This is a genomic window from Sphingobium sp. DEHP117 (genome assembly GCF_030867385.1).
In the GTDB taxonomy this organism is placed as follows: domain Bacteria; phylum Pseudomonadota; class Alphaproteobacteria; order Sphingomonadales; family Sphingomonadaceae; genus Sphingobium.
Map to the genome: position 1 here is coordinate 491,224 of NZ_JAPFBJ010000003.1, position 24,404 is coordinate 515,627.

General features: G+C 62.1%; 27 protein-coding genes and 1 tRNA gene. 7 read left to right on the forward strand and 21 right to left on the reverse strand.

The window, feature by feature from the left end; all coding sequences use genetic code 11:
• Positions 1 to 362 precede the first annotated feature (362 nt).
• The 10 genes from OOT33_RS14920 to OOT33_RS14965 all read right to left on the reverse strand — a co-directional run bounded on the left by OOT33_RS14920 (position 363) and on the right by OOT33_RS14965 (position 10,538).
• Positions 363 to 2,648: an AAA family ATPase gene (locus tag OOT33_RS14920; protein WP_307750810.1), complete on the reverse strand. Its 2,286-nt coding sequence runs from the start codon at positions 2,646 to 2,648 to the stop codon at positions 363 to 365.
• A complete protein-coding gene (locus tag OOT33_RS14925; protein ID WP_307750811.1) occupies positions 2,645 to 3,412 on the reverse strand; it encodes a hypothetical protein in 768 nt (255 codons plus the stop codon). Before OOT33_RS14925 ends, OOT33_RS14920 begins: the two co-directional genes overlap by 4 nt.
• Entirely contained in the window at positions 3,412 to 3,618 is a 207-nt protein-coding gene (locus tag OOT33_RS14930) for a DUF6511 domain-containing protein (protein ID WP_307750812.1), read from the reverse strand. The genes OOT33_RS14925 and OOT33_RS14930 overlap by 1 nt, the downstream gene beginning before the upstream one ends.
• Positions 3,619 to 3,828: 210 nt before the next feature.
• Positions 3,829 to 5,508: a DEAD/DEAH box helicase family protein gene (locus OOT33_RS14935; protein WP_307750814.1), complete on the reverse strand. Its 1,680-nt coding sequence runs from the start codon at positions 5,506 to 5,508 to the stop codon at positions 3,829 to 3,831.
• A 10-nt stretch (positions 5,509 to 5,518) separates the two neighbouring features.
• Positions 5,519 to 6,094, reverse strand: a complete 576-nt coding sequence (locus tag OOT33_RS14940; RefSeq protein ID WP_307750815.1) for a hypothetical protein — start codon at positions 6,092 to 6,094, stop codon at positions 5,519 to 5,521.
• A 20-nt stretch (positions 6,095 to 6,114) separates the two neighbouring features.
• Positions 6,115 to 6,984 (reverse strand): AAA family ATPase, encoded by an 870-nt coding sequence (locus tag OOT33_RS14945; protein ID WP_307750817.1) that lies wholly within the window; start codon positions 6,982 to 6,984, stop codon positions 6,115 to 6,117.
• On the reverse strand, positions 6,981 to 7,463 hold the full coding sequence (locus OOT33_RS14950; protein WP_307750819.1) for a hypothetical protein: 483 nt from the start codon (positions 7,461 to 7,463) through the stop codon (positions 6,981 to 6,983). Before OOT33_RS14950 ends, OOT33_RS14945 begins: the two co-directional genes overlap by 4 nt.
• Before the next feature lie 11 nt (positions 7,464 to 7,474).
• Positions 7,475 to 7,684: a helix-turn-helix domain-containing protein gene (locus OOT33_RS14955; protein ID WP_307750820.1), complete on the reverse strand. Its 210-nt coding sequence runs from the start codon at positions 7,682 to 7,684 to the stop codon at positions 7,475 to 7,477.
• A 206-nt stretch (positions 7,685 to 7,890) separates the two neighbouring features.
• Positions 7,891 to 9,753: a 7-cyano-7-deazaguanine synthase gene (locus OOT33_RS14960; RefSeq protein ID WP_307750821.1), complete on the reverse strand. Its 1,863-nt coding sequence runs from the start codon at positions 9,751 to 9,753 to the stop codon at positions 7,891 to 7,893.
• Positions 9,750 to 10,538 carry a hypothetical protein gene (locus tag OOT33_RS14965; RefSeq protein WP_307750822.1) on the reverse strand — a complete coding sequence of 263 codons (789 nt, stop codon included), beginning with the start codon at positions 10,536 to 10,538 and terminating at the stop codon, positions 9,750 to 9,752. Before OOT33_RS14965 ends, OOT33_RS14960 begins: the two co-directional genes overlap by 4 nt.
• A 542-nt stretch (positions 10,539 to 11,080) precedes the next feature.
• Between OOT33_RS14965 and OOT33_RS14970 the strand changes: the two genes are divergently transcribed.
• The 3 genes from OOT33_RS14970 to OOT33_RS14980 are packed head-to-tail and all read left to right on the forward strand — an operon-like array spanning position 11,081 to position 13,235.
• Entirely contained in the window at positions 11,081 to 11,542 is a 462-nt protein-coding gene (locus OOT33_RS14970) for a DUF2924 domain-containing protein (protein WP_307750823.1), read from the forward strand.
• A complete protein-coding gene (locus OOT33_RS14975) occupies positions 11,539 to 12,858 on the forward strand; it encodes a recombinase family protein (protein ID WP_307750824.1) in 1,320 nt (439 codons plus the stop codon). The genes OOT33_RS14970 and OOT33_RS14975 overlap by 4 nt, the downstream gene beginning before the upstream one ends.
• A complete protein-coding gene (locus OOT33_RS14980) occupies positions 12,855 to 13,235 on the forward strand; it encodes a hypothetical protein (protein WP_307750825.1) in 381 nt (126 codons plus the stop codon). The genes OOT33_RS14975 and OOT33_RS14980 overlap by 4 nt, the downstream gene beginning before the upstream one ends.
• 37 nt (positions 13,236 to 13,272) lie before the next feature.
• Here OOT33_RS14980 and OOT33_RS14985 read toward each other — a convergent pair whose 3' ends face one another.
• Entirely contained in the window at positions 13,273 to 14,142 is an 870-nt protein-coding gene (locus tag OOT33_RS14985) for a cation transporter (protein WP_307750826.1), read from the reverse strand.
• 68 nt (positions 14,143 to 14,210) lie between these two features.
• On the opposite strand from OOT33_RS14985, the gene OOT33_RS14990 reads away from it, so the two are divergent.
• Positions 14,211 to 14,639: a MerR family transcriptional regulator gene (locus OOT33_RS14990; RefSeq protein WP_307750827.1), complete on the forward strand. Its 429-nt coding sequence runs from the start codon at positions 14,211 to 14,213 to the stop codon at positions 14,637 to 14,639.
• A 296-nt stretch (positions 14,640 to 14,935) separates the two neighbouring features.
• Here the strand turns inward: OOT33_RS14990 and OOT33_RS14995 are convergent.
• The 6 genes from OOT33_RS14995 to OOT33_RS15020 all read right to left on the reverse strand — a co-directional run bounded on the left by OOT33_RS14995 (position 14,936) and on the right by OOT33_RS15020 (position 19,503).
• Positions 14,936 to 15,026 (reverse strand) — tRNA-Ser (locus OOT33_RS14995).
• A gap of 154 nt (positions 15,027 to 15,180) precedes the next feature.
• Positions 15,181 to 16,701: an RNA polymerase factor sigma-54 gene (rpoN, locus tag OOT33_RS15000; protein WP_307750828.1), complete on the reverse strand. Its 1,521-nt coding sequence runs from the start codon at positions 16,699 to 16,701 to the stop codon at positions 15,181 to 15,183.
• Positions 16,702 to 16,725: 24 nt separating this feature from the next.
• Positions 16,726 to 17,517, reverse strand: coding sequence for an LPS export ABC transporter ATP-binding protein (lptB, locus tag OOT33_RS15005; RefSeq protein ID WP_307750829.1), 792 nt, complete (start codon positions 17,515 to 17,517; stop codon positions 16,726 to 16,728).
• A 153-nt stretch (positions 17,518 to 17,670) separates the two neighbouring features.
• A complete protein-coding gene (locus tag OOT33_RS15010) occupies positions 17,671 to 18,231 on the reverse strand; it encodes an LptA/OstA family protein (RefSeq protein WP_307750830.1) in 561 nt (186 codons plus the stop codon).
• 2 nt (positions 18,232 to 18,233) lie between these two features.
• Positions 18,234 to 18,878: an LPS export ABC transporter periplasmic protein LptC gene (gene lptC / locus OOT33_RS15015; protein ID WP_307750831.1), complete on the reverse strand. Its 645-nt coding sequence runs from the start codon at positions 18,876 to 18,878 to the stop codon at positions 18,234 to 18,236.
• A 7-nt stretch (positions 18,879 to 18,885) separates the two neighbouring features.
• Positions 18,886 to 19,503, reverse strand: a complete 618-nt coding sequence (locus tag OOT33_RS15020) for a ribonuclease D (protein ID WP_307750832.1) — start codon at positions 19,501 to 19,503, stop codon at positions 18,886 to 18,888.
• 119 nt (positions 19,504 to 19,622) lie between these two features.
• Here OOT33_RS15020 and OOT33_RS15025 point away from each other — a divergent pair, with 119 nt between their 5' ends.
• Complete coding sequence (locus OOT33_RS15025; RefSeq protein WP_307750834.1) at positions 19,623 to 20,888, forward strand: glutamate-5-semialdehyde dehydrogenase; 1,266 nt, start codon at positions 19,623 to 19,625, stop codon at positions 20,886 to 20,888.
• 165 nt (positions 20,889 to 21,053) lie between these two features.
• Positions 21,054 to 21,827 carry a cold shock domain-containing protein gene (locus OOT33_RS15030; RefSeq protein WP_307750835.1) on the forward strand — a complete coding sequence of 258 codons (774 nt, stop codon included), beginning with the start codon at positions 21,054 to 21,056 and terminating at the stop codon, positions 21,825 to 21,827.
• A gap of 217 nt (positions 21,828 to 22,044) precedes the next feature.
• Here OOT33_RS15030 and OOT33_RS15035 read toward each other — a convergent pair whose 3' ends face one another.
• The 3 genes from OOT33_RS15035 to OOT33_RS15045 all read right to left on the reverse strand — a co-directional run bounded on the left by OOT33_RS15035 (position 22,045) and on the right by OOT33_RS15045 (position 23,570).
• The gene (locus OOT33_RS15035; protein WP_307750838.1) at positions 22,045 to 22,557 is read right to left on the reverse strand and encodes a ferritin-like domain-containing protein; all 513 of its coding nucleotides are present in this window, start codon (positions 22,555 to 22,557) and stop codon (positions 22,045 to 22,047) included.
• A gap of 113 nt (positions 22,558 to 22,670) precedes the next feature.
• Positions 22,671 to 23,219: a hypothetical protein gene (locus OOT33_RS15040; RefSeq protein WP_307750839.1), complete on the reverse strand. Its 549-nt coding sequence runs from the start codon at positions 23,217 to 23,219 to the stop codon at positions 22,671 to 22,673.
• Between the two features lie 33 nt (positions 23,220 to 23,252).
• Positions 23,253 to 23,570 (reverse strand): hypothetical protein, encoded by a 318-nt coding sequence (locus OOT33_RS15045; protein ID WP_373690594.1) that lies wholly within the window; start codon positions 23,568 to 23,570, stop codon positions 23,253 to 23,255.
• A gap of 226 nt (positions 23,571 to 23,796) precedes the next feature.
• Here OOT33_RS15045 and rpmG point away from each other — a divergent pair, with 226 nt between their 5' ends.
• Complete coding sequence (rpmG, locus tag OOT33_RS15050) at positions 23,797 to 23,964, forward strand: 50S ribosomal protein L33 (RefSeq protein WP_307750842.1); 168 nt, start codon at positions 23,797 to 23,799, stop codon at positions 23,962 to 23,964.
• A gap of 54 nt (positions 23,965 to 24,018) precedes the next feature.
• On the opposite strand, the gene OOT33_RS15055 is transcribed toward rpmG, so the two are convergent.
• Positions 24,019 to 24,393 (reverse strand): response regulator, encoded by a 375-nt coding sequence (locus OOT33_RS15055; RefSeq protein ID WP_307750843.1) that lies wholly within the window; start codon positions 24,391 to 24,393, stop codon positions 24,019 to 24,021.
• Between the last annotated feature and the right edge of the window lie 11 nt (positions 24,394 to 24,404).

Genomic DNA, 24,404 nt, shown 5'->3' on the forward strand with positions numbered 1-24,404 from the left:
AGCGACGGCCCGCGGGTTCCCATGCTGAAGGTGGACGCACACCCCACGGGGTGCGTCCCCATCCTTTAGGATGGGGGTTTCACACCCACAACTTGGGGTGGATCTCAACGCCTTGGAAAACTTCCAGAAATTCAAGTTGTGGCAGTTGGGAATGGTCGATCCCTCCGCAACTGGATTGCGGGTGGCACAGCGTGCCCGTGCGAAGTCATGCGGGGGTAGTTGGGAAAATCGTCCGCAACTGGATTGTGCGTATCCACGCGGGCGCACGGGTGTTTGTGCGGACCCAGTTGCGGAAATCGTCCGCAGCTTCCCCAACTGGATTGTGCGTGCCCATGCGTAGCCCGGAATGGCCGGCCCGAGGATCATTGCTCGTCCTCCGGATAGACCCAGACCCGGGGGTTCTCGACCGGCAGGGACCCGCCTGACTGGGGGCATTTGAAGTGGCTGGGCAGCACCTCCAGCATCGTGGGGGATATTTCGCCGGTGTCGGGATCCGCCGTTTCGCCGTTCCCGGGAATGACCATGCCTTCGGTGCAGAGGTAGCCGAACTTCGATGTCGTTCTGGCCATGCCGTAGGGCGAGCCATCGCGGACAAACTTGATGTAGCCCTTGGTCGCCAGGACCGAGATGCGGTCCCTGATGGTATAGGTCCCGCCAAGGCCGCATTTGTTCTCGAACTTCTCCGCGAACTGCAGTGACGTATAGAGCCGCCCGGCAGCGGCCTCGTCGAGCAGGATCCCGAGAATGACATCATGCTTGCGCACCCGCTCAGCATCGAGTCTGGCGCCGACGTCCTTGCGGATCAGCCGTTCGCTGCTTGCGTCGAGCTCGACCCATTGCCCGCTGCGTTTGTCCACCAGCATCGGGCCGATCGCTGGACCATTGCGCAGCTCGATCTCGAGCTTGCGCGCCGGCATGTCCTCCTCGGGCCGGTACATGATGATGCCGGACGTATAGAAACCACGCAGCGCACTGGCACCGGAAAGCGCCTGGAACGGGTCCTCGGCGACCTGCTTCTTGTTCAGCTTCTTGGTGTGGTGAGCGAGGATCAAGCCGGCATCAGGGGCGACGGCGTCGCGCAGCTGCTCGACCCGCTGCTGCAGGAAGAACATCATGGCGCTGTTGTCGTTTTCGCCGCCGCCGTCGGGCCCGCCGTCAAACACGTTGCGGATCGGATCGATGCAGATGATGTCCGGCGGATCGTCCGGGAAATGGGATTTGATGGCATCGACCGCCAGCGCCACGCCGCGCTCGTCGAGCAGAAGACGCAGCTTGGGAGTGACCACCAGGTTGTCGCGGGCGGCGGCAATGACGGCAGGATCGAGCCGGATGGCCTGCAACCGCTCGCGCAGATAATGGTACTGGATCTCTGCCTGGAGGTAGAAGATCCGCAGGGGGCGCGGCGGTGTGAAGCCAAGAAACGCCACGCCCGCAGCCATGTGCGCGAGAAAGCAGATCAGGAAATCGCTCTTGCCGACCTTGGGTGCGCCGCCGAGCACGAGCAGACCGCCGGGTGTCAAAAGCCGGGGTGCGACGATGTCAGCGGGCATCGGGCTGGCGTCATCCAACAACGCGCCAAAGGTGAAGGCGGGCATGTCTGCCCTGCGTGCGGTTTCAGCAGAACGGAGCAGCGGCGGGCCATTGCGCTCGACATGCAAGCGCCACAGCCGATCGGATTCCGCCTTCAGGCGATCGAGCGGCCAGCTCGGCCGCAGCATTGCGGCATTGTACTGGCAGATCGCTTCCCAGCCTTCGTCCAGGCTGATGCGACCATCATGGACCTGGCGGATATAGTGTCCGATGGCAGCGCTCGCGCCTTCGAACCGGGACCAGGCATCAGCCCCGCCTTCATGGACCGGCGTCGTCAGCACATCGGCGAGAGCAGGCTTTTCGGGCGATGAGGCAGAAGCCGCGCCAATCCCCGGCATGGGCGGCATGGCCGAAACCATCTCGGCAAAATCAGCAAGGTCCACTTCACGTTTGGCGGCGTGCTGCAGGATCTGCACCATGCGCTGGCTGCCACCCTTGTGATAAATGGTGCCAGGGACACGGATAGGCTGGTGCGCGGAGCGGAAATGGGTGTCGCCGGCCACCTTGGCGGCAATGGCACCGCGCAGAGCGCAAACCTGCTCGACGTCGGCATCGGTCGCAGGCTCCGAGAGTTTCCACCAGACATGGAGCTTGTGCGCACCCTCAGGCGTTCGCCCACCGCTTTCCACGATCAGAGTGGGGTCGCCCAGATGCCGGGTGAGATGGGCGACCTTGGCACCGATATCGCCGGTGTCGATGTCGACGACGATCGCCTGCATCGCGGTGATGTCGGCAGACTTTGCCTGACCGCTCTCCGCCACCGTGCCGGGGATCACGTAAACTGCCGCGCCTTCGCGGCCTGCCCAATGGGCAAAGGTCGTGAGCTTTTCCGGTGCGGACGCATCCGCATCGATCCAGATGTTATGGGGCTTGCCCTCGATGCCCTGACCCTTGTCGATGAAGCTGCGGACCGGGATCAGGCCGTCGCAATAATCGAAGACGACGTCGAAGAAGGCAACGATCTGGGCCGGATCTGGCTCCAGGAACAGCTCTTCCAGCGATGCGGCATCATTGAAATCCCGCCAGGGGTTGAAGTGGACGACATTGTCTTCGGTCACTGGGGCATCTCCCAGCAACGGGTAGCCCACGAGCAGAAGCGGCACTCAAAATGCTCACGTGTCCGGGTGAAGCGCGGCAGCAATTCCCCGGCATCGGTGGCTGACAGGATCCGCACGGCCTTGTCGCTCATGCGCTGGGCCAGCTCCGCATCGAACGGGACCAGTTCGTGGTGGAGTTCGGCCGTGTCCTTGTTGATCGCGGTAAGCAGCGCTGGGGCGGCCGAGATGCCCGGCACGCTGACTTCCATATAGGCCTGGTAGAGCGCGATCTGGGCGGCATAGACCGGCTTCGACAGCACAACGCCCTTCGACGCTGTCTCCCGCCAGTTCTTCGCGTTCATGGTCTTGCATTCCCAGAGCGCGGGGACACGAAGTCCAAGCGCCGCAGGAGCACCGGCGATGATCCCGTCGACGTGACCGCGCAGTCGCCCCCCAGCGGCAGAGAAGCCGAACTGCTCGCCGTCCGGACGATTGCCTTTGCGGGTGAACAGATCGAGGCCGGCACCGCGCAGCCAGGCTATGGCCAGATCTTCCAGGGCGTGACCCATTGCGAAAATCCGCAGGGTTCGGCCCGAGAATTCCGCATTTTCGTCCTTGGGCGTGGCCGTGAACTCGAACTGGAGCGCGCGCTCGCAGGAAACGCCCACCCGCGAACCGCCGAGATAATCCCGGGGGCTGCGCGCGGCGTTGTCTGCCACGAGATGGCTATCCACGAGGGCGTTCAGACGTTCGCCGAATGCGGGACGGTGATTGAAGTCCAACATCAGAACGGCACCTCCATGGAGTCATCCACGGCTGCCTGATGCATCGCGGTCTGGAAGCCATCGATCGCGACGGTGATCAGCTGGAGCATCTGCTCCTGCGACCATTCGCTGGGCGGGGAGTGCCAGCCGATCGTGTCGATCAGGGCTGCGACAGGTTCCAGCGCGACGCGGATTGCGGCCTCTTCCTGGGCGGTCAGATCAACCATGTCCTGCACCTTGCGCGCCCGCAGCCAGAAGAAGCGCTGGCAGCTGATTGAGCAGAACCACACAGAGGGGCCCGATCGTTTCGTACGTTGCGGGCCCGACCAGCCGAAGCCAGAGGTTGGACGAAGGCAGACTGCACACAGCAATCCGCGTGGATGCCAGCACCGCAGTCGCTTTTCGGCAGAGGGCGATTTTTCCATGGGCGGTATCCATCACGCCGCCTCCCGCAAAGCATGCGGATCCGCGCCCATCACGAGGCCGCGGATGGCTGACTGGTTGAAGCGGAAGGAGAGCAGCGCGGAGGCGTGGTAACGCGTCAGGCCGTAGTCGGTCCGATAAGACGGCGGCAGGAAGGCCAGCTGCTTGTCGGTTGGCGGTTGCCGCAGCCAGCCACGGCTCTTGTGGGCCGACTCGTCGCTCTCATGGGTGTTGAGCCAGTCGTCTGCGGCAGCGAGGCAGATGCTGCGCTCACCCATGGCCAGCAGATGTGCGGGCTTTTTGGGCTGACCACCGATGCCATACCAGCGACCGTTCAGGAAAAAGACGCCGGCCCATGCGTGAAAACCGTTGGCGACGAGCGCAGCATCGTCCCCGAACAGATCCACCCACTCGAAGCTCGACCGCTTCAACAGATCAATTTCGGCCATGATGAACTGGCCGAGCGGTTCGGCTGGGTCACGCCCGCTACCTTCCCAAATATGGCCGCACAGCGGGCATTCGGTAACGGCGGCCGGTACGACCGCACCGCATTCAGGACATTCCTTGGTCGGTGCATCACCGCTGGCCTGCTTGCCATCCAGATCGACGTCCTGCTCGAGCGAGCCATGGATCAAGGTCGACGTTCCGAAGTCGAGGACGATGCAGTCCGTCTTGACGATGCCGGGATATTCTTCCGGGTTCACGGTGCGCAGGCCACGACCGATCATCTGGATCATGGTCGATTTGAACGAGCTGGGGCGCAGCAGGACGACGCAGGAGGTCGGGGGGTGATCCCAGCCTTCGGTCAGCACTGCGACATTGACGACCACCTGAATGTCACCGGCGTCATAGGCGGCCAGGGTGGCACGACGTGTCGCGTCATCCAGATCGCCATGTACGACTGCTGCGGGAATGCCGTTTGCATTGAAGGCGTCCGCGACATTCTCGGCATGACTGACGGTCGAGCAGAACGCGACCGTCTGGCGGTCGCCGGCCTTCTCCCGCCAATGCGCAATGACCTGGTCGGTCACAGGCGCCTTGTTCATGATGGCGTCGACCTGGCCCATGTCGAAATCGGCAGCCGTCTTGCGAACCTTGCCGAGATCTTCGCGAACCCCGACGTCGATGACGAAGGTGCGCGGCCGCACGAGATGGCCCGAGGCGATCAGTTCCCCCATGCGGATCTGGTCCGCCACGTTGGTGAATACTTCGCGCAGTCCCTTGCGGTCACCGCGATTGGGCGTGGCGGTGACTCCGAAGATGCGCGCCATCGGATTGAGGTGGAGAACGCGATCGATGATACGACGGTAGCTGTCGGCGACCGCATGATGCGCCTCGTCGATTACCAGCAGATCGACCGCTGGCATGGCATCCAGATTGGCCGGCCGGGAAAGGGTCGGCACCATCGCGAAGGTGACCTGGCCACTCCAGTTCTTCGTGCCAGCATCGACAACCGAGGTGGTCATGCCCGGATTGACCCGGGCGAATTTATCCCGGTTCTGATCTGTCAGTTCATCGCGGTGGGCCAGGACACAGGCCTTGGCGCGGCTGTCGCCGATCATCTGGCCCGCGACCGCGGACAGGATAATCGTCTTGCCCGTGCCGGTCGGAGCCACACCGAGCGTGTTGCCGTGAGTGTCGAGCGCAGACAGGCTGCGCTCGACGAAAAGGGACTGTCGGGGACGAAGGATCATGGCGTGCTCCTCACTGTGCCCAGGCGGGGCGACCGCCGGTTGCAGGCGCTGAGGAGAACTGGGGCGATGCAGCCGCCGGCGTGGCCGCGACCGAACCCATCAGCGCCGAGTACTCGCGGTGGTCCGGGGTGACGGCGGTGCGGATGTCATTCTTGTCATCGCCGTTGCTGTCGGTGCCGACATCGATGCGGGCGACGAACTCCAGTCCGTCGAGGTCGCCGAAGCCGCTGATGCGGCGTGCCGCCTGGGCCTGCGGGCTGTTGTCCTTGTCGGAAATCCCGCGCGCCGAGTTCAGCATCGAGCGCACCAGACCGCGCCCCATATTGGCCCAGTCAGGCCCCTTCGGACTGTAGAGCCCGATCATGCCGAACACCTTGCGCTTGGCGAAGGGACCTTCGAGCACCGTATATTCGATGTTCAGATAGACCGAACCGGTGGTGCCACGGGTGGCATAACCACCAGTCCAGCCCTGGCTGGGATCGTCATGGCCGCCCGGCCGGATGGTCATGCGGACCTTGGCGAGAGTGCCCTTGGGGATGATGTTCGAGGTCTGTTTGGCGTCGTTGAAATCGTTCCAGCTACCCATGATGGGTCTCCTTGTTCAGGTCAGTTTTGGGGGGATTGGGTGTTGGCTGCCGGCACGTCGGGCAGGCCGAATTCCAGCCGGTCGCTGGCGGGCGTGACGGGACCACGGATCTTGGCCATGAGCCGGCCCAGGTGCGGTTCCTCGACCAACGCGAGGCGGCCAGACCGGTCCTTGGCCGGGTAGGACCACGGGTTGATCGTCTGGCAGATGAAGGCACGCGAAGCGTTTCCGGCCTCGTCCTTCACCTCGGCCATCGTCAGGACTTCATCGACGATGCCCGGCAGCTCGAGTCCGGTCTTGGAACCGTCGATCTGCGGCTGAAAAACCTTGCGATTGAAGTCGTCCAGCTTCTCGTCGAGGATGCCGACGAACCAGACATTCTTCGTCCGGGTGTGCTGGAGATGGGTCAGCCAGGCGATCATTTCCCGGCCGTGCAGACCATAGGCACCGCGCATGTCAGGCTTACCGGTCTTGTCGGAAAATGCCTCGGGCTGCCCCTTGCACCATTGGAAGCATAGGCGCCCGGCAACCGTGATCGAGTCGATGAAGACTGTCTCGTACCGGTCGATCGCCGCGGCATCGCCGAACCGGGCGCACACCGCATTGTAATGCGCCTGGCTGTAGACCTGATCGTCGCGCAGCGCCGGGTTCGGCCCGCCGATGAACACCGCAAAGTCCCGGCATTCCTCCCAGGTGCGGGGACGGATGCTGTCGCCGGTCCACCCTTCGATGGCGAGGTCACCCGCCTCGAGGTCGAAGAACAGGGTCGTCGTTGCAGGAAGAGTCCAGAGCAGACTGGTCTTGCCGATGCCGGATTTGCCGAAGATCACGCCCTTGATGCCGCGGTTTTCCGCGAGACGCTGATCCGCCGAAATGATCGGGAGAGTCATGCTGCGCCCTCCAGCTTGAGCTTGAAGCTGGGGGAGCCGCTGCGCACCGTCCGGGCGGTAGTGAAGGCGCTGCGAATATGGCTGGGCCAGGCTGCGAACTTGCGCTCGGAGACCTTGAAGCTGATGTCGACGTATTCGCGGGGATCTTCGCCGTCCGCCTTGATGCGCTCGACCAGCTGGGCCAGTTCGAACTGATCCCAGTCGACCTTCTTCGGCAGGTCGGCGACGATCGTCACGTCACCGTCAGCGAAGCGCGCGGCGCCAAAATCCTTACCGGCATCGCCGCGCGCTTGCGAAGCACGATCGGCATATTTGAGGGCAAGCGCGCCATTGAGCCAGTCGCTGGCCATCTTGGCAAAACGCAGGCGCTCCTCGATCTCCTGCTGGAGATGGGCGAGCACCTCGGCCGGCAGGGCGACGATCTCGCCCACGGCCATGTGAACGAAGTCGTCCACGCTGATGTGGTTGGGGATGATCATGTCGGCCGCCCTCACGCCACGGCCTGCGCATCAGCGCGGGCGGTGTTGTGCCGGGCCTGGGCAGCTTCGAACGCCTCGACATCTTCGAGGCGATAAACGACGCGACCGCCGAGCTTGATGAATTGCGGGCCTTCGCCCGTCCACCGCCAGCGCTCGAGCGTGCGATGGGAGATATTCCAGCGATCAGCGAGATCGATCTGGTTCAAATGCCTGAGTGACATGAGCGTAACTCCGTTGATGCGCTTTCCCCATCATCCAGCTTCCTGCTGGCCCTTGGGGATGCGCGCATTTTCAACGGGTTACGCTGACTTCGATATAATCAGCCCCGATCTTTCTTGTGACATGCGCCAACGAAAAAGCCCCGGATTCCGGGGCTAACACTAGGCTGATTGTGACGTCTGGCGGCGTATGGCGTGACGCGAAAGACTCAGGCTTGTGATGTAGCCGCGCCCTCGGCCTGAATATCGCCCAACGAGATTTCTCGGCATTCCGGATTCAGGCGATAGCCAGCGCGCTCTTTCGTCTCGATGAAGGTGTCCTGATCCACTGGGATGCCGAGCATCACGGCGAGCGGATCGAGGGCCTTGCGTAACCGCCCCAGTTGTTGGCGCATCGATTGCTCGCTGATGCTAAGCCGGTCTGCCAATTCGGTTGCCGGCAGGAACGGAACATCCGCTCTTTGTCTCTTTGCGTTCCGAAAGTTCTCGATTAGCACCTCGACCACGCGAAAATTTGCACCGTCCAGATGATGGCCGCCCTGGAACACGATGTGCTGGCTGTTTTCATCCAACGCAAATTCAAGAACTGGGGTGCCAAGGCGATCCATGAACGCCTTGGCCTGTGCATCGTAGTCGGAAGCCGCGACCGCTTCTATGTGTCCTCGACTGAAGCAGGTTGCCAGCAGAGAACCTGGCGGAAGCTCGTTTCGGTACAACGGCCCGATGTGGGACGAAACTGCAGCGGTGATCACGTCCTCGACCGCCTTCGCGTGGCGTTGGAAAAGGTCGAAAATCCGATCACCAGCATCACCGGTCGTCAGACCGGGAAAGTAGTCCAACGAGGACACGACCTCTGGAAAGTCTACGAGAAACCGCTCTTTGGTTGTCGTGGCAATTCGCTGAAATGTCGAAACATAGCCCAAGGCCATCCGCAGATCGTCGTCTGCGCTGCGATCGGCCAAAAGGAGGTCGCGCATGTAATTTTCAGATGGCTCATAGTCAGCCATGCCGGCGGCAAGAACCGCAAAGCGTCGGTCGATGCATTGCGAACAGACCCCGCAGTGCTTCTGCTTTTCGGTCCAGATCCGCGGCCTCGTACAGCTCACGGTCTGCTCGAGCATGTCGGCGACCCCCGCTTCGGCGATTTTCCGGGTCACCTCCTCCTTCGTCAACCATTGCAGAGGGGTCTGGATCTCGATCTGTCGGTCTAAGAGCAGTGAAAACAGCGACTCCAGTCCACGCAGCACTTTCGGGTGTGTAGTACGCGTGGCGCGACCACCCACAACATCGCCCGACAAAGGCGGATTGATGCTGACAACACCGTTCTCGTAAAAGCTGAAGCTGTCCTTGCCGGTCATCCTCGCTACCACAAGTCCGAGGCAGGCAAATAGGAACGACCGTGTCCGCTGCGTGAATTCACGCGCCCGTACATTCTCGTTGCTGACCCAAACCGGTATGTACGAAACCTTCTGACCAAAACCCCTCTGTTTCAGGCCTTCGATCAGGTTTTCCTGAACGGCGCGTATCTTGGTGGAAGAGTAGTGTCCAACGAGCGTGACCGAGTTCCCGCGCGTTATGATGTCGTTGACGGTTCCCGCAAACGAGTCGACACCCCCAGAGAATAAGGCGACCTCGTCGTGCTCCGCGGATGCGTCGATGAGGTCGGAAAAGTACAGTTCCCCCGGCTGGAACGGAGCTTCCGTCTTTCGAAAATCAAACTCGTAACTGTCATCCGACAGGAAGCCCAAGGTATCCGCTAGGATCTTGTGAACCTCTGGGTCCTGCCAGACCTCGATCTCGCGCACCGGGATAGAAAACCGCAGGCTTCGGCGCCAGTTCTCCCCGAAATTCGTCAGCTTGTCAGACCCACGGATCAGACGCTGATCCGCGCAATAAACGTAAGCCGCAACCTCGAGGAGATCGATCAGCAGATCGGGCACATTCCCGAGCATTGTCCGGCTGATATAGTCGATGCGTAGATTGACGTTCTTGGATGGGCCATGGACGTCCAGGGCGATAGCCTCTTGAGTTGAGGGCTGAGACACTCCGCATTCGATCAGAAACCGTTTCACGGTGCCCCCTTCCTCATTTCAAGCTCAATCCGCATTTTTTCGACCGCATGGGCTGAGAACCGACGGACGTCAGCCTTCGACACCTGCTTGCCGTCCCTGTAGTGGTTCTTACCCAGCCAATCTTTAGCGAAGGCGCGCATGATGAGTGCCGACTCGTCACAGTGGCGCCGGATCGCATCGTTGAAAGCCCGGAGATCGTGCACCGATTTGGCGACCCGACCGGCACCGACCATGTTGTGGAGATTGCGGTCGACATAATAGTGGATCACGCGTTCGACGAAGTTCGCGTAAAAACGATGGGCCAGCGCCGCGAATTGTTCGGTTCCTTTAAGCGCCGCGACCGATGTACGCACATCGATCGCCGTGGGCGTCCATAGTGTTGGCAATGATGCTCGCATCGCCTCGCCCAGAGCCGACAGGCCGGCACGGCGCGCTATTTCGCCAAGGTCTGTGGCTCCCGAATGAAGTCGTCTCTGGACCGTCTCCAAAGCTCGGTCGTAACCGACAAGCACATTTGATTGCGAGGTCGGCGCCATGTCCGCCATGCCGAGTTCTCCAAGACTGGCTGGAAAATCGTCGGAGGCCACCGCCTGAGGCATTCTGACAAGAAGCCAAAGGGCCTCAATGAAGACGTCGTCTTTCAGCGCGAGTTTCAATGCGTCGCGCCCGACTTCGGTCACCTGGTCGACCAGGTCATCGGTAGGAGTGCCACCATCAACCAGAAACTTGACGATGTCCGGCAGAAGGCGGTGTGCTGGAAGCTTTCCAAGCCGCTGATGTCCCACCGCGCACCTAGCCTCCAGCAGATTGCGCTGGTTGCAAACAAACATTCGACCAAGAAATTTCGTCCGCTCTAAACAGCTTAATCACGTCCTGCTCCCTCGCACAGGTAGCGACCGCGCGGACCTCCCAGCCTCGCTTTATCGGATCACACACAGATGTTCTGATTTCGTTCACGAAATCAAAAGAATCAAGCGGAAGCGTAACGCGAGAAGGCTCGCGCTTTCTAATGATTTCGCTCCTATACTACAACTACTTGATAATGCTTGTTTATATGAGATTCCCTCGCTTACCGTCGCGCCAATCCAACTTTACTGCGAACGGTCTCCATGTCCTGCGATACATCCAGTCCAAATGGGCTCTGCCCCTCCAAGATGTCGTCAGACGCCCGGCTTTCAGAACTGGGTCGCATCGTCGCCGCCGGCATGCTGCGCATGCGCGAACAGTCCAGTCCTTTATCTGCCGCGAGCGGAGATAGTTCACTCGCAATCCTGCCCACCAGGAGCGTCAGTCGTCCCCGGGCACGAGCCCGGAATGGAGGACAATGATGCACAAACAGGATGACAATGCGCAGGTGCTGGCCAGGCTGGCGGCGCTGAAGGAGATGACGGTCAGGGAACTGAAGGCCGAATGGGAGAAGCTGTTCAGCAGCGAGGCGCCCAACAACAGCCGCTCGTTCCTCGAGCAGCGGCTGACCTACCGGATCCAGGAGCTGACCTTCGGCGGCTTGTCGAAACCGGCACGCCAGCTGCTCGATGCCCTTGCCGACGAGGTCGAGGGCAAGAAGGTGCGCAAATCGGTGATCAGCGACCCGCGCAACCCGGTGATCGGCACCCGGTTGGTGCGCGAATGGAACGGGGCGGAGCACGTCATCACCGTGCTGAAGGACGGGTTCGACTGGCAGGGGCGCCGCTACAAGTCGCTGTCGGCCATCGCCCGCGACATCACCGGCACCCAGTGGAACGGCTACCGCTTCTTTGGCCTGCGGGAACGGAAGGACGCGGCATGACCGATACGGCACCCCGGCGCCGCCTGCGCTGCGCCGTCTACACCCGCAAATCCAGCGAGGAAGGGTTGGACATGGAGTTCAACAGCCTCGATGCCCAGCGCGAGTCCTGCGAGGCCTATATCGCCAGCCAGCGCGCCGAGGGCTGGGTCTGCATGCGCGAACGTTACGACGACGGCGGGTATTCCGGCGGATCGCTCGAACGGCCCGGGCTCAAGGCCCTGCTCGAAGATGTCGAGGCCGGTCTGGTCGACGTGATCGTAGTCTACAAGATCGATCGCCTGTCGCGCTCGCTGATGGACTTCGCCAAGCTGGTCGAGGCCTTCGACCGGAACAACGTGACCTTCGTGTCGGTGACGCAGGCGTTCAACACCACGACCAGCATGGGTCGGCTCACGCTGAACATCCTGCTGTCGTTCGCCCAGTTCGAGCGCGAGGTCACCGGCGAACGCATCCGTGACAAGTTCGCTGCCAGCCGCGCCAAGGGTATGTGGATGGGCGGGTTCGTGCCGATGGGCTACGATGTGGTTGACCGCAAGCTGGTCATCAACGAGGCCGAGGCCGCCACGGTCAGGCATATGTTCCAGCGATTTGTCGAACTGGGATCGGCGACCCTGCTGACCCGGGAGTTGGTGGCCAAAGGCACCCTGAACAAGCGTGGCAAGCCGATCGACAAGGGGTTCCTCTACAAGCTGCTGCGCAACCGGCTCTATCTTGGCGAGGCCGTGCACAAGGGCATCAGCTATCCCGGCGAGCATCAGGCCATCATTGACCAGCCGCTGTGGGATCAGGTCCATGCCATCCTGCAGGAGAGCCCACGGCAGCGCGCGGCGAACACCCGCACCCAGACCCCGGCACTCCTGAAGGGGCTCATCTTCACCGATCGGGGCATCGCCATGACGCCGACGGTGACGAAAAAGGGCAGCCGGCATTACCGCTACTACACCTCGATGGATGCGATCCGGAACCGCACCTGCGAAGGTCGCGACAGCTTCGTCCGGCTCAATGCCGGGATGGTCGAGGGCGCTGTCGTCCAGCACATCCGGTCGCTGCTGCGCACCCCGGAAATCGCGGCACGGGCGATGGAAGCGACCCGCCGAACGGCACCGGACATCGATGAGCAGGATGTTGTCACCGCACTGGCTGGCTTTGACGGACTGTGGGAATCGCTGTTCCCGGCCGAGCAGGCCCGCATCGCCCGGCTGCTGATTGAACGGGTCACTGTCAGCGCCGACGGTCTTGCGGTCGACCTGCGCACCGAGGGCCTCGGATCGGTCATCCGGGAAATGGTCACCCCGAAGCAGGAGTTGGCAGCATGAGCGCCCCCACCATCATGCGGGTGTTCATCCCGCTCACCATCCGCAAGCGCAACGGGCGGCCGAAGATCGTGCCGCCCGCCGACATGGCACCCGAAGCCGGCGGCGTGGATCCGCATGTGCTGAAGGCGATCGCCAAGGCGTGGAGCTGGCGGCGGAAGATGGAGAGCGGCGCGGTGGGGACCGTTTCCGACATTGCCAAGGCCGAGGATGTGTCGTCAGCCTATGTCGGCCGCATGCTGAGGCTGGCCTGGCTGGCACCGGCCGTGCTGGAAAAGCTGCTGATCGATCGCGTGGCGCCGGCGGTGTCGGTGAAGGACCTCGCGCGCATCGCTGACCTCCCATGGGCAGAGCAGCCTGCGACTGTGTTTGGACCATAACCTGACTTCAATCTTGGCGACCAGTGCGGCTGCCCCCTCACGAACGGCGAGCCTGTGCGAGGTCTTGCCGCGCGTCTTTTATAATCGACCACGCCGAGTGCAGGAACAGGGCCGCCACGACAAAAGCCATCAGCAAATCCGGCCACGGATTGTTGAGCCACCAGACGAGGACAGCAGCGGCGACCACGGCCAGATTGCCGATGGCGTCATTGCGAGAGAACAGCCAGACGGCTCGCATGTTGGCATCGCCCTTACGGTGCGGAACAAGCACCACGGCAGCCAGCACATTGACGAAGAAGGCGACAAGGGCGAAGCCGCCCATGAGCAGGGTTTGCGGCTCATGTTCGACGAAGACGCGGTAGGTCGTGGTGCCGATCACGCCAAGGCCGAGCAGGGCCAAAAAGATGCCTTGAAGCAAGGCTGCTTTGGCGCGGGCCGCAAGACCCCAGCCAACAGCAATCAGGCCGAGAAAGGAAATCAGGCCATCCCCGATGAAATCGAGGGCATCAGCCTGTAGGGCTTGCGATCCCGACAGAATCGAGCCGCCAGTCTGGATGATACCGTAGCCGGCATTGAGCAGCACGACGATCCAGAGCGCCCGCTTATAGGCAGGGCTCACATGCGACAGATCGGGGATATGATGGTCGTCGTCACTGTCAGCGCTCGCAGCTTTCGGTGCGCCTACGCGGTCGAGTTGATAGCCGAGGCCTGTCACGGCGGATTCCAGGGCGGGAAGACGCAGCCCGGGATCATCGACTTCGAGCGTCATGATCTGCGAGGCAATCGACACCTTCACGCTGTTGATGCCCTCGATCTTGCGGGCTGCACCCTCGATCTTCGCCGCGCAGGATGAGCAGTCCATGCCGGTAACTTGATAGCGAATTGTGTCGGTTGCGGCGGCGGCCATTTATCGATCCTCGAAATCCTATTGCCGCCATGTTACAACCTGTAGCGACTACAGGAGCAATACGAGAAATGCAGATTGGCGATTTATCTCGACAGTCGGGCGTGAACATCGAAACGATCCGCTACTATGAGCGCATCGGGGTTCTGCCGAAACCTGCCCGCCAGTCGAACGGGCGGCGCACTTATGGTTCAGTCGACGCAGACCGTCTTGGCTTCATCCGGCACGCCCGCGACCTTGGTTTTGACCTGAAGAGTATTCAAGTGTTGCTGGCCTTGCAGGAACAGACCGAGGCATCCTGCGATGACGCAAGTCGAATTGCACAGGGTCAGCTTGAAGCAGTTGAAAGCCGGATTGCCCGCTTAATCAAATTGCGTGAAGAACTGCGTCGCATGGTCAGCGAGTGCGGCCGCGGCCGCGTGGCCGAATGTCGTGTGATCGAGGCATTGGTGATACCGGCCAAGGGGCCTTCGAGCACCGTGTATTCCACGTTCAGATAGGCCACCGCTCAACTGCGCTCCAGAACGTAAACCTCGGATTCTCCGGGCGCGTTGACTGCCGGGATATGGCCGAAAATGTTTAGGTGGGGCGATCCGGAAAAGTATTGAAAATCAGCCATTTTCTGGACCTGAACCTTTTCGGGCGAGGTTTAGGTGAAAAGAGACAAAAGCCGATCGGAGACTGATTTTGGCGGTCCCGCCAGTCTCCGGGGTTTATATGCCATCGGCAAAACGGCGCGGAAGCTGGGGATTTTCTGGCGCCTTGAGGCCCATCTCATTGATTCGTATTGAGATGTTGGCGGAGCGGGAGGGATTCGAACCCTCGATACGCTTTTGACGTATACTCACTTTCCAGGCGAGCGCCTTCGACCACTCGGCCACCGCTCCGCATATTGCCTGACTGCTTCGTACCGGAGGGCAAGAGGCAGGAATCAGGCGATCATCAAATCGCACTGGAAGTGGCGCGTCTAACGGGTGAACGGCGTGCTGGCAAGCGGCAGGTCACCTCGCGGCGGGCTTTTTCCCGCACTCTCAATCTGGGCTACCCCGCCAGCGCCTTTTGCCGCCGCCGCTGCACCGAGGAACCGATGCCCATCCCTTCACGATATTTGGCGACTGTGCGGCGGGCGAGGTCAAAGCCTTCGGCGCGCAGCATATCGACCAGCGTGTCATCGGACAGGATCTTGCGCGGGTCCTCCGCGCCGATCAGCGCCTTGATCCGGCTCTTCACCGCCTCGGCCGATACCGCTTCACCGCCGCTGGCGGAGGCGATACCGCTGGAGAAGAAATATTTCAGCTCATACAGGCCGCGCGGGCAGGCGAGATATTTGTTGCTGGTGACCCGGCTGATCGTGGACTCGTGCATGCCGACCGCCTCTGCCACTGCGCGCAGGGTCAGCGGCTTCAGGTGCGCGACGCCATGGCGCAAAAAATCCTCCTGGCTTCGCACGATCTCGGTCGCGACCTTGATGATGGTCTTCTGCCGCTGATCGAGCGCCTTCACGAGCCAGTTGGCGCTGGTCAGGCAGTCGGAAAGCCAGGCCTTGGACGCCTTGTCCTGCACCCCGCCCGCAAGCTCGGTGTAATAGTTCCGGTTGATGAGCACACGCGGCAAGGTGGCGCTGTTGATCTCGATCGCCCAGCCCTTGCCCTGTGGCGTTACGAAGATATCGGGCACCACCGCGTGAGTTTCGTCTGAAGCGAAGCGCAGGCCGGGCTTGGGGTCATAGCCACGCAGCTCGCGGATCATGTCCGCCAGATCCTCCTCGTCCACGCCGCAGATACGCCGCAACTGAGGCAAAGCCCCCTTGGCCAGCAGATCGAGATTGGCGAGCAGCGCCGCCATCGCAGGGTCATGCCGGTCCGCCTCCTTCGCCTGGAGCGCAAGGCATTCCGCCAGCGAGCGCGCACCCACGCCAATGGGGTCGAAACTCTGGATCACACCCAGCACCGCCTCCACCTGCGCCAGCGGGACCTGAAGCGCGTAGGCCAGCGGCAACAGCTCTGCCTCCAGATAGCCCGCCTCGTCGATCTGGCCGATGAGCTGACCGGCGATCAGCAGGTCGGCGCCGGAAAGCCGCAGCCGCGCCTGATCCATCAAATGCTCGTGCAGCCCGATGCCGCCACCCGCGAAATTCTCGAAGTCCGGGCCATCCTCACTGAACCCTTGGGACGCGCCATCCATCCCCGCGGCGGAGATGCCTCCGCCCTCTCCGCGCGCAGGAACAGGCGGCTCGCCACTATCGCCCCGACCCTCGAAGGCGCCGTCATTGTCGAGCGGATTGTCGGCGGAAACGGCGTCGTCGCGCATCATCGCGTCGCTGGCGGCCTCCGCGTTCAACGGCGCAGGATCCGGGATCGATTCCGACCCGGGAGTCGCCTCGCCTTCCTGGCCTGCGCCGGCGCGCGCCAGTTCCAACAACGGGTTTTTCTCGAGCTCGCCCGCAATATAGGCCTCGATCTCGATGTTCGACAGCGCGAGCAAGCGGATCGCCTGCTGCAGCTGCGGCGTCATCACCAGCGACTGGCTCTGCCGCAGGTCCAGGCGGGGGGTCAAAGCCATCGGTCAGCGCCCCCCGCCGCCATATTACATCGAAAAGCTTTCGCCCAGATACAGGCGGCGGACGTCGGCATTGGCAACCAGCTCTTCGGGACTGCCCGCGAACAGCACCTTGCCATCATAGATGATGCAGGCGCGATCGACGATCTCCAGCGTCTCGCGCACATTGTGATCGGTGATGAGCACGCCAATGCCGCGGGTGCGCAACTGCTTCACCAGATCGCGAATGTCGGAAATGGACAGCGGATCAATGCCCGCGAAAGGTTCGTCAAGCAACACGATCGAAGGATTGGCGGCAAGCGCGCGGGCGATCTCGCAACGGCGGCGTTCCCCGCCGGACAGCGCCATCGCGGCGGAATCGCGCAGGCGGATAAGGCCGAATTCTCCTAGCAGCTCCTCCAGCCTGCGGGCGCGCTCCGCCTCATCCGGTTCGGCAAGCTCAAGCACCGCCAATATGTTCTGCGCCACCGTCATGCCGCGAAAGATCGAGGTTTCCTGGGGCAGATAGCCCAACCCCAGAATGGCGCGGCGATACATCGGCAGGCCGGTGATGTCGTGCCCGTCCAGTGCTATGCGCCCACTGTCCGGCCGCACAAGGCCCATGATCGAATAGAAACAGGTGGTCTTGCCCGCGCCATTGGGGCCGAGCAGGCCTACGACTTCACCCTTCGCGACGGTTAGTGACACGTCGGCGAGCACCGGGCGCCGGTCATAGCTTTTGGCGAGCGAAACGACCTCAAGCCCACCGCGCGCCTTCAGTGCTGCGTCCGCCTGCGCACCCGTCTGGCTCAGCCTGTCAATCACTGCAACATCATCCATGGCGCGTCTCTGTTCGCATAAAGTTGGTAAAGGAAAAATAAAAATCTGCGGACTTTGAGAAAACTGGCAAGCTTTGTGCATGGCTGAGCCAGCCAGTCAACCCCGCCGCCCCGATTCACAGGAAAGAATGCGGCCAGATGACACAGAAGCCGCTTATTTGGGTGCGTTTTCCTGACGCTTGGGGACGGTGAAGGTGCCGGTCACGCGGCCGCCGCCACCTGCGCCGCCGCTGCCCGCCGCCCGCCCATCGACCTTGGAGAGGCCGGTATTGAGGTCCATCACCAGCCTGCTGCCCGCGAGATTGTTCGTGCCCTGATAAAGGTGCACATTGCCCAAGAGGGTGATGATGCGGCGGTTGAGATCATAGATGCCGACATCTCCCGTCGCGCGGTCCTGCCCGCGCGTGACGCGCACATTACCGGACGCGTCAATGCGCTGGATTTCGACCCCGCCCGCGTTGGTGTAGGCGATCGTCATGCGCGCGGCATCCAGCACAAGATTGCCCTGCGTCACATGCACGTTGCCGGAAACGATAGCCCGGTCCGCCCTGTCCTGCACCTCGATGCGGTCCGCCGAGAAATCGACCGGCGCGCTGCTGTCATGTCCGCGCATGAGCTGCGCCTGCGCGGCGTTGTTACCTGCACCGCCGGGGCCGATCCACAGGGCGCCAGCGAGCACAAGCGAGACAGAGGCGATCGAGAATGACCTGAGCATGATCAACGCCCTTTGCGGCGAATTTGCTCTATACGCAAGCGGGCATTGCCGTTTAGCGTCACGGTTCGCCCCTCAAGATCGGCCTGGAGATGGTTGGCGCTGAAGGTACCGAGTGGCATGCGACCGTTGACCGCGCCCTGGCTGTTCATCGTCCGCTGCTTGAGGTCAATGTCCACATCACGCGTGGTCAGCCGATACCCGCCTGCGGAGTCGATCTGCACCGGGCCGACAACACCGACCTGCTCCGTGTCCATAAAATAGCGTCCAGTCCCGGCCGTCATCACCGCCGGGCCGTCGCTCATCAATATACGGGCCGAGAGGTCTTTCATCTCCACCACCGGCTCGCGAGAGGTTTTCTGAACGGCGGACCCGGCGCGGAGCGAAAACGGACGGCCCCTGCTGTCCTGCCCGCGATAGAGCGCCTCGTTCACCTTCAGGCGCTCACCCGCCAGATCGACCTCGCGCTTGTCGAGCAGGAAACTGACCTCGCCCTGCATCGCAAATGGCGCAGAAACGAGGAAGGCGGCCAGCACGCCCACCGCAATCGGCAGCGCGCTCTTGAGCAGCCGCACCGTCTTGTCGTGCGATCCGCCGGGCAGCGCCCATTGCTGGCGGATCGTGCGCTGGCTATCGGCTAGGCGCGACACGACCGGATCAGATGTGCGAGAAGATGTCGATCTCTGGCCATCCGGCGAGATCGAGCTGTGCACGCGCGGGGAGAAAATCGAAACATGCCTGCGCCAGTTCCATCCGCCCCTCGCGCACCAGACGGCGGTCCAGCTCTTCCCGAAGCGCATGGAGATAGCGCACGTCCGAGGCCGCATAATCCCGCTGTGCATCGGACAGCACCGGCCCACCCCAGTCGGAGCTTTGCTGCTGCTTGCTGATCTCCTGCCCCAGCAGCTCCTTGACGATTTCCTTGAGGCCGTGCCGGTCGGTATAGGTGCGGCACAGACGCGACGCGATCTTGGTGCAATAGACCGGCGCCACTTCGATACCGAGATAATGCCGAATTGCGGCGATATCGAAGCGACCGAAGTGGAAAATCTTCAGACGTGTGGGATCCGCGATAATCGCCTTGAGGTTCGGCGCGTCATAAGCGCTACCCGGCGCGAACCGCACCAGATGCTCATCTCCCTTGCCGTCGCTGATCTGTACTACACAGAGCCGGTCGCGCGGGGTGATGAGGCCCATCGTCTCGGTATCGATGGCGACCGGGCCGTCCGCCAGCACGCCTGCGGGCAGATCTTCTTCGTGGAAATGGACTGTCATCCCATCCCCTTATCCGCCCAAAGGGAAAGACTCAACGGGACAATGTCCATCCGTTGCGCTCTTTCGGTTGGGGACGGGACATGGTAGAGCGGCATCCACATAAGGATTACGAGCGCACCATGAACGACCTGACACAAACCCCGGAAATGTTGATCGGCACGATGGCCGCGCGTGCGCGGGAGGCAGGGGCAGCCCTCGCCCTCGCGGATGATGCGGACAAGGCGCGCGGGCTGGAGCTGGCGGCGCAGGCGCTGCGCGATCATGCGGGAGACATCGTGCGCGCCAATGCACAGGATATGGAAAACGCCGCCGCCAACGGCCTTTCCCCTGCGATGCTGGACCGGCTGCGGCTAGACGCCGCTCGCGTGGAGGCGACGGCGGCGGGCGTGGATCAGGTCGCGCATCTGCCCAATCCGCTCGGCGAGATCATCGACGAGACCCGGCGGCCCAATGGCATGACGCTCCAGCGCGTGCGCGTGCCCCTGGGCGTGATTGGCATCATATACGAGAGCCGCCCCAATGTGACGGCGGATGCGGCCGCCTTGTCTCTGCGCGCTGGCAATGCCGCAATATTGCGCGGCGGCAGCGAGGCGATAGAGAGCAACCGTGCGATCCATGCCGCCATGGTGGAAGGGATCGGCGCGGCGGGCCTGCCGATAAACGCCATCCAGCTCGTCCCAACGACCGACCGCGCGGCAGTGGGCGCGATGCTCCGCGCGGCGGGCCTCATAGACCTCATCGTGCCGCGCGGTGGCAAGTCGCTCGTCGCGCGCGTGCAGGAGGAAGCGCGTGTTCCCGTACTCGCGCATCTCGACGGCATGAACACAACCTACGTCCATGCATCAGCCGATCCGGAGATGGCGCGCGCGCTCGTGCTCAACGCCAAGATGCGCCGTACCGGCATTTGCGGCGCGACAGAGACCGTGCTGCTCGACACTGGCTTTGCCAAAGGCGCGGAGATCGTCGCGGCTTTGCTCGACGCGAAGTGCGCCGTACGCGGAGATGCCGCCGTGCAGGCGATGGACGCGCGCGTCACCCAGGCGAGCGAGGAGGACTGGGATACCGAGTATCTGGACGCCATCGTCTCTGCGGCGCAGGTGAGCGGCCTTGATGAGGCACTCGCCCACATTGCCGCGCATTCCAGCCATCATACCGATGCGATCATCGCCGAAGACGCGCAGGCTGCCGAGCGCTTCCTCAACGCCGTCGACAGCGCCATCGTGATGTGGAACGCTTCGACGCAGTTCGCCGACGGCGGCGAGTTTGGCCTGGGCGCGGAAATAGGCATTTCCACCGGCCGCCTGCACGCGCGCGGCCCGGTCGCGCTCGAAGGGCTGACCACCTATAAGTGGATCGTCAGAGGCACGGGCCAGACGAGACCGTAGTCTTCTCATCATAACTCGCCGCTTTCGTGCAGAAAATAGTTCGCTCTTGGCAAGAATCATGTTTATAGTGATTCTCTGACCGTATTGTGCGGCGGATTCTGCATGTTCTTCGTCCGACATGTTCATCCGGCTTTTATTTGGGCGAAGCGAAAGTGACTATCAGGGATGAGTTTCGACAGGGGACGCCGCGGACGCGGCAAGGATAAGCGGGACGGTTTCGGCGGCGACGATTTTGGCGGTTTCCCCGATCACGGCGGTGGCCGCTTCGGCGGTGGATTTGGTGACCGTGGCGGTTTCGGTGACCGCGGCGGGTTTGGCGGCGGCGGCGGTTTTGGTGATCGCGGCGCTGGCGGCGGTTTTCGCGGCGGCGGCGGTGGCGGTGGCGGTGCCCGTGGCGGCATGCCGGCCCAGGTTGTGGGCGAAGGCACCGGTGTCGTAAAATTCTTCAACGGGCAGAAGGGCTTCGGCTTCATCGTGCGCGATGACGGTGGCGAGGACGTGTTCGTGCATATCAGTGCGGTCGAGCAGGCGGGCCTGACCGGCCTCGCCGAGGGTCAGCCGCTGGGCTTCACGCTGGTCGATCGCGGCGGCAAGATCTCCGCGACCGATCTCAAGATCGACGGCGAACCGCTCCCGGTGGTGGATCGCCCGCGCGAACCGCGTGAGCCTCGGCCGGGTGGTTTTGGCGGCGGTGATCGCGGCCCACGCCGCCAGCTCACCGGCGAGCATTCCAGCGGCACGGTCAAGTTCTTCAACGCGATGAAGGGCTTCGGCTTCATTCAACGCGACGATGGCCAGCCCGACGCGTTCGTGCACATCAGCGCCGTAGAGCGTGCAGGCCTTTCCAGCCTCAACGAGGGCGACCGGTTGGACTTCGATATCGAGGTCGATCAGCGCGGCAAATATGCCGCCGTCAATCTTCAGGCGCGCTCGGAATAATCAGGCTTTGCGCCTCTAAGGGCAAGTAAAGATCAGGGGCCGGGACTTTAAGCAAGTCCCGGCCCTTTTGTTTGTCACTAGAGCATCGTGCGCAAAAGCCTGTCCTGAGCTTGTCGAAGGGTGGGAACCGGTTTTGCGCCAAAACGATGCGGTAAAACAAAAACTTAGAGCGCGCTGACCGATCCAGATTTAACGCAGCGCGCTCTAAGAAATGTGATCAGGCACCCCGCCCTGCCTCGAACAGGAACCAGGCGCGCTGCTCGGCCTGGTCGGTCCAGTCATCGACAATGCCTTCGGTGGCGTTGTCACCGGCTTCTGTCGCTGCCTGCTTTACAGCGCGAAAGCCTTCGACCAGCGCCAGATTGTCCGCCCGCAACTCGTCCAGCATATCCTTGGGGCTGACGAACTCAGCATCATTGTCGCTGATTGTCTGACGGCGTGTTATGTCCCCGATCGAACGCAGCGTGACATTGCCGGTCTTGCGCACGCGCTCGGCAATCAGATCAGTCACGGCAAGTATCTGTGCAGCCTGCTCATCGAACAGCAAATGATAATCGCGAAAATGCGGGCCTGACACGTGCCAATGAAAATTCTTGGTCTTGAGATAGAGCGCATAGCTGTCTGCCAACACGCGGTTGAGCGCGTCGGCGACTGACAGCGTATCGTTGCCGCTTAGATCGGTCGGGGTTTTCAGTGCCTCGGGGACGGCGGCCCGCTTTTGCCTGGCCATAAGCTCTTCCTTTCGCGATGAGGGGTGATGCGTCGTTGCGTGAACACGCTTATGCGACGAACCGTTTCATCGGTAAAATGAGTTAAAATGGTATCTGTAATCGTTCTGGCCGATTAGAAGAGGCGCAGGCCCGCCATAGTCGTCAAGAAGGCAGAGAGCAGCATCACGCTGCCCAGCCCTATGCTTACAGGGCGGCGCCATACAACCTCGCTTATCGAGCTACCCGCCCAACAGCCTATCCCACAGCCGATGCCCCCGCCGATGCCTGCCATCCAAGGATCCGCGAACAGCACCGATATGCCAGCGATCAACAAGGGCGCACTGCCACCGAAACAAGCAACGAAAAATGCCGCCGTTATCCGGCTGAAACCGGGGGCTCTTCCAGCCCGGGCACCGCTTCGGGGGGCCAAGAAAAGCCCTCCCCCCGCGAATCCCAGCGCCGCGGCGAAAAACAGCATACGCGCCTCGGGCGTCAGCATCGGGGCAATCCAGTAGCCTGCAAGCGCGGCGATGAGCGCATTGACTGCACAGGCGAGAATGAGACCCGCGATCAGGCGGCTCTCCCGCACCCCACCCGCGCTAAGATCGCGATATACCCTCGCGCCCTTGCCCGCGCCTTCTACCAGCGCGCACAGGATCAGGGATAAAAGCAGCGCGTCCATGCCACGCAGCTATAACGAGGAAAGGAGGATCGGTTAATGCCCGATGCGCAGCGACAGCGCGGCGAGGAATATCTGGCTCGCTTCCGGGCTGGTGTCCTCGCTCTCGACCGCGTCGCGCATGATGTCGAGGTAAGACAGCACCACCGGGCCGAGGCCATGACGGGCCAGCGCAGTTTCCAGTGTGGAGGCAATACGCTCGACAGGTTCCAGCCCATAAGCGCGGGCATCATGGCGAATGATGTCGATCTGCTCGCACATGCGGGGAAGGCTGATCGTCCCGCCCTGCGCCGCCAGCGCGTCGATTCGCGCCATCAGGCCGGACCGGACCATGTTCATCGCATCGTGCTGCATCACCACTGCCTCCCTGCCCCATTCGCAGAATGCGACCAAAGCGTTAACGGCCCGTAAAGTCCGAGAGTTACCGCAGCGTTGCACCGCAAATATTTCTCGCAAATCGGCGCGGCGGAGCGTCTGCCGGTTGACATCACGGTGATTCTGCCGCATGGACCCGCGCTGAAACGGGCGGCTGGCTTTGCCGCCTTATTTTTTCGAACGGTTTATCAGAGGGAATCAGGTCATGGCGAAGCCAGCCACCGTAAAGATCCGGCTTGTCAGCAGCGCCGACACCGGCTTCTTCTATGTTACCAAGAAGAATCCGCGCACCCAGACCGAGAAGCTGAGCTTCCGCAAATATGATCCGGTCGCGCGCAAGCATGTCGAGTTCAAGGAAGCCAAGATCAAGTAAGACGGATTGGCCCCTTGCCAAACGACGAAAGCCCGGCCGCCGCGCCGGGTTTTTTCATGATACGAGGTTCAGCAGCCCGCCTACGGTGTCGACGAACTTCATCACTGAGATCGGCTTGGAGACATAGGCCTCCGCCCCGGCGGCGCGGATACGGTCTTCGTCGCCCTTGCCCGCATAAGCCGTCACCGCCATCACCGGCACGCTGGCCAGCTCCGCGTCGTCTTTCAGCGCGATGATCAGGTCCAGCCCGCTGATGTGGGGCAGATGGATGTCCATGATAACGAGGTCCGGCTGAAAGGAGCGCGCCTCGTCCAGCACCGCCCGTCCGTCTGACACAGCGCGCGTCTCGTGCCCATGCGCCTTCAACAGGTCACAAAAGAGCTTGAGGTTAAGTTCGTTGTCCTCGACAACAAGAATGCGTTTCGTCACCTGTCACCCGG

What these genes read in the sequence shown, in the direction of transcription:
- OOT33_RS14950 (WP_307750819.1), bottom strand. Translation starts at nt 7,463, where the DNA reads ATGATCATCCCCAACCACATCAGCGTGGACGACTTCGTTCACATGGCC.
- OOT33_RS14935 (WP_307750814.1), bottom strand. Translation starts at nt 5,508, where the DNA reads ATGATCCTTCGTCCCCGACAGTCCCTTTTCGTCGAGCGCAGCCTGTCT.
- OOT33_RS14975 (WP_307750824.1), top strand. Translation starts at nt 11,539, where the DNA reads ATGACCGATACGGCACCCCGGCGCCGCCTGCGCTGCGCCGTCTACACC.
- OOT33_RS15025 (WP_307750834.1), top strand. Translation starts at nt 19,623, where the DNA reads ATGAACGACCTGACACAAACCCCGGAAATGTTGATCGGCACGATGGCC.
- OOT33_RS14945 (WP_307750817.1), bottom strand. Translation starts at nt 6,984, where the DNA reads ATGACTCTCCCGATCATTTCGGCGGATCAGCGTCTCGCGGAAAACCGC.
- OOT33_RS14925 (WP_307750811.1), bottom strand. Translation starts at nt 3,412, where the DNA reads ATGTTGGACTTCAATCACCGTCCCGCATTCGGCGAACGTCTGAACGCC.
- OOT33_RS15035 (WP_307750838.1), bottom strand. Translation starts at nt 22,557, where the DNA reads ATGGCCAGGCAAAAGCGGGCCGCCGTCCCCGAGGCACTGAAAACCCCG.
- rpoN (WP_307750828.1), bottom strand. Translation starts at nt 16,701, where the DNA reads ATGGCTTTGACCCCCCGCCTGGACCTGCGGCAGAGCCAGTCGCTGGTG.
- OOT33_RS14930 (WP_307750812.1), bottom strand. Translation starts at nt 3,618, where the DNA reads ATGGTTGATCTGACCGCCCAGGAAGAGGCCGCAATCCGCGTCGCGCTG.
- OOT33_RS14985 (WP_307750826.1), bottom strand. Translation starts at nt 14,142, where the DNA reads ATGGCCGCCGCCGCAACCGACACAATTCGCTATCAAGTTACCGGCATG.
- OOT33_RS14940 (WP_307750815.1), bottom strand. Translation starts at nt 6,094, where the DNA reads ATGGGTAGCTGGAACGATTTCAACGACGCCAAACAGACCTCGAACATC.
- OOT33_RS15030 (WP_307750835.1), top strand. Translation starts at nt 21,054, where the DNA reads ATGAGTTTCGACAGGGGACGCCGCGGACGCGGCAAGGATAAGCGGGAC.
- OOT33_RS15010 (WP_307750830.1), bottom strand. Translation starts at nt 18,231, where the DNA reads ATGCTCAGGTCATTCTCGATCGCCTCTGTCTCGCTTGTGCTCGCTGGC.
- OOT33_RS14970 (WP_307750823.1), top strand. Translation starts at nt 11,081, where the DNA reads ATGCACAAACAGGATGACAATGCGCAGGTGCTGGCCAGGCTGGCGGCG.
- lptB (WP_307750829.1), bottom strand. Translation starts at nt 17,517, where the DNA reads ATGGATGATGTTGCAGTGATTGACAGGCTGAGCCAGACGGGTGCGCAG.
- OOT33_RS14990 (WP_307750827.1), top strand. Translation starts at nt 14,211, where the DNA reads ATGCAGATTGGCGATTTATCTCGACAGTCGGGCGTGAACATCGAAACG.
- OOT33_RS15040 (WP_307750839.1), bottom strand. Translation starts at nt 23,219, where the DNA reads ATGGACGCGCTGCTTTTATCCCTGATCCTGTGCGCGCTGGTAGAAGGC.
- OOT33_RS14980 (WP_307750825.1), top strand. Translation starts at nt 12,855, where the DNA reads ATGAGCGCCCCCACCATCATGCGGGTGTTCATCCCGCTCACCATCCGC.
- OOT33_RS15045 (WP_373690594.1), bottom strand. Translation starts at nt 23,570, where the DNA reads ATGCAGCACGATGCGATGAACATGGTCCGGTCCGGCCTGATGGCGCGA.
- OOT33_RS15020 (WP_307750832.1), bottom strand. Translation starts at nt 19,503, where the DNA reads ATGACAGTCCATTTCCACGAAGAAGATCTGCCCGCAGGCGTGCTGGCG.
- OOT33_RS14955 (WP_307750820.1), bottom strand. Translation starts at nt 7,684, where the DNA reads ATGTCACTCAGGCATTTGAACCAGATCGATCTCGCTGATCGCTGGAAT.
- rpmG (WP_307750842.1), top strand. Translation starts at nt 23,797, where the DNA reads ATGGCGAAGCCAGCCACCGTAAAGATCCGGCTTGTCAGCAGCGCCGAC.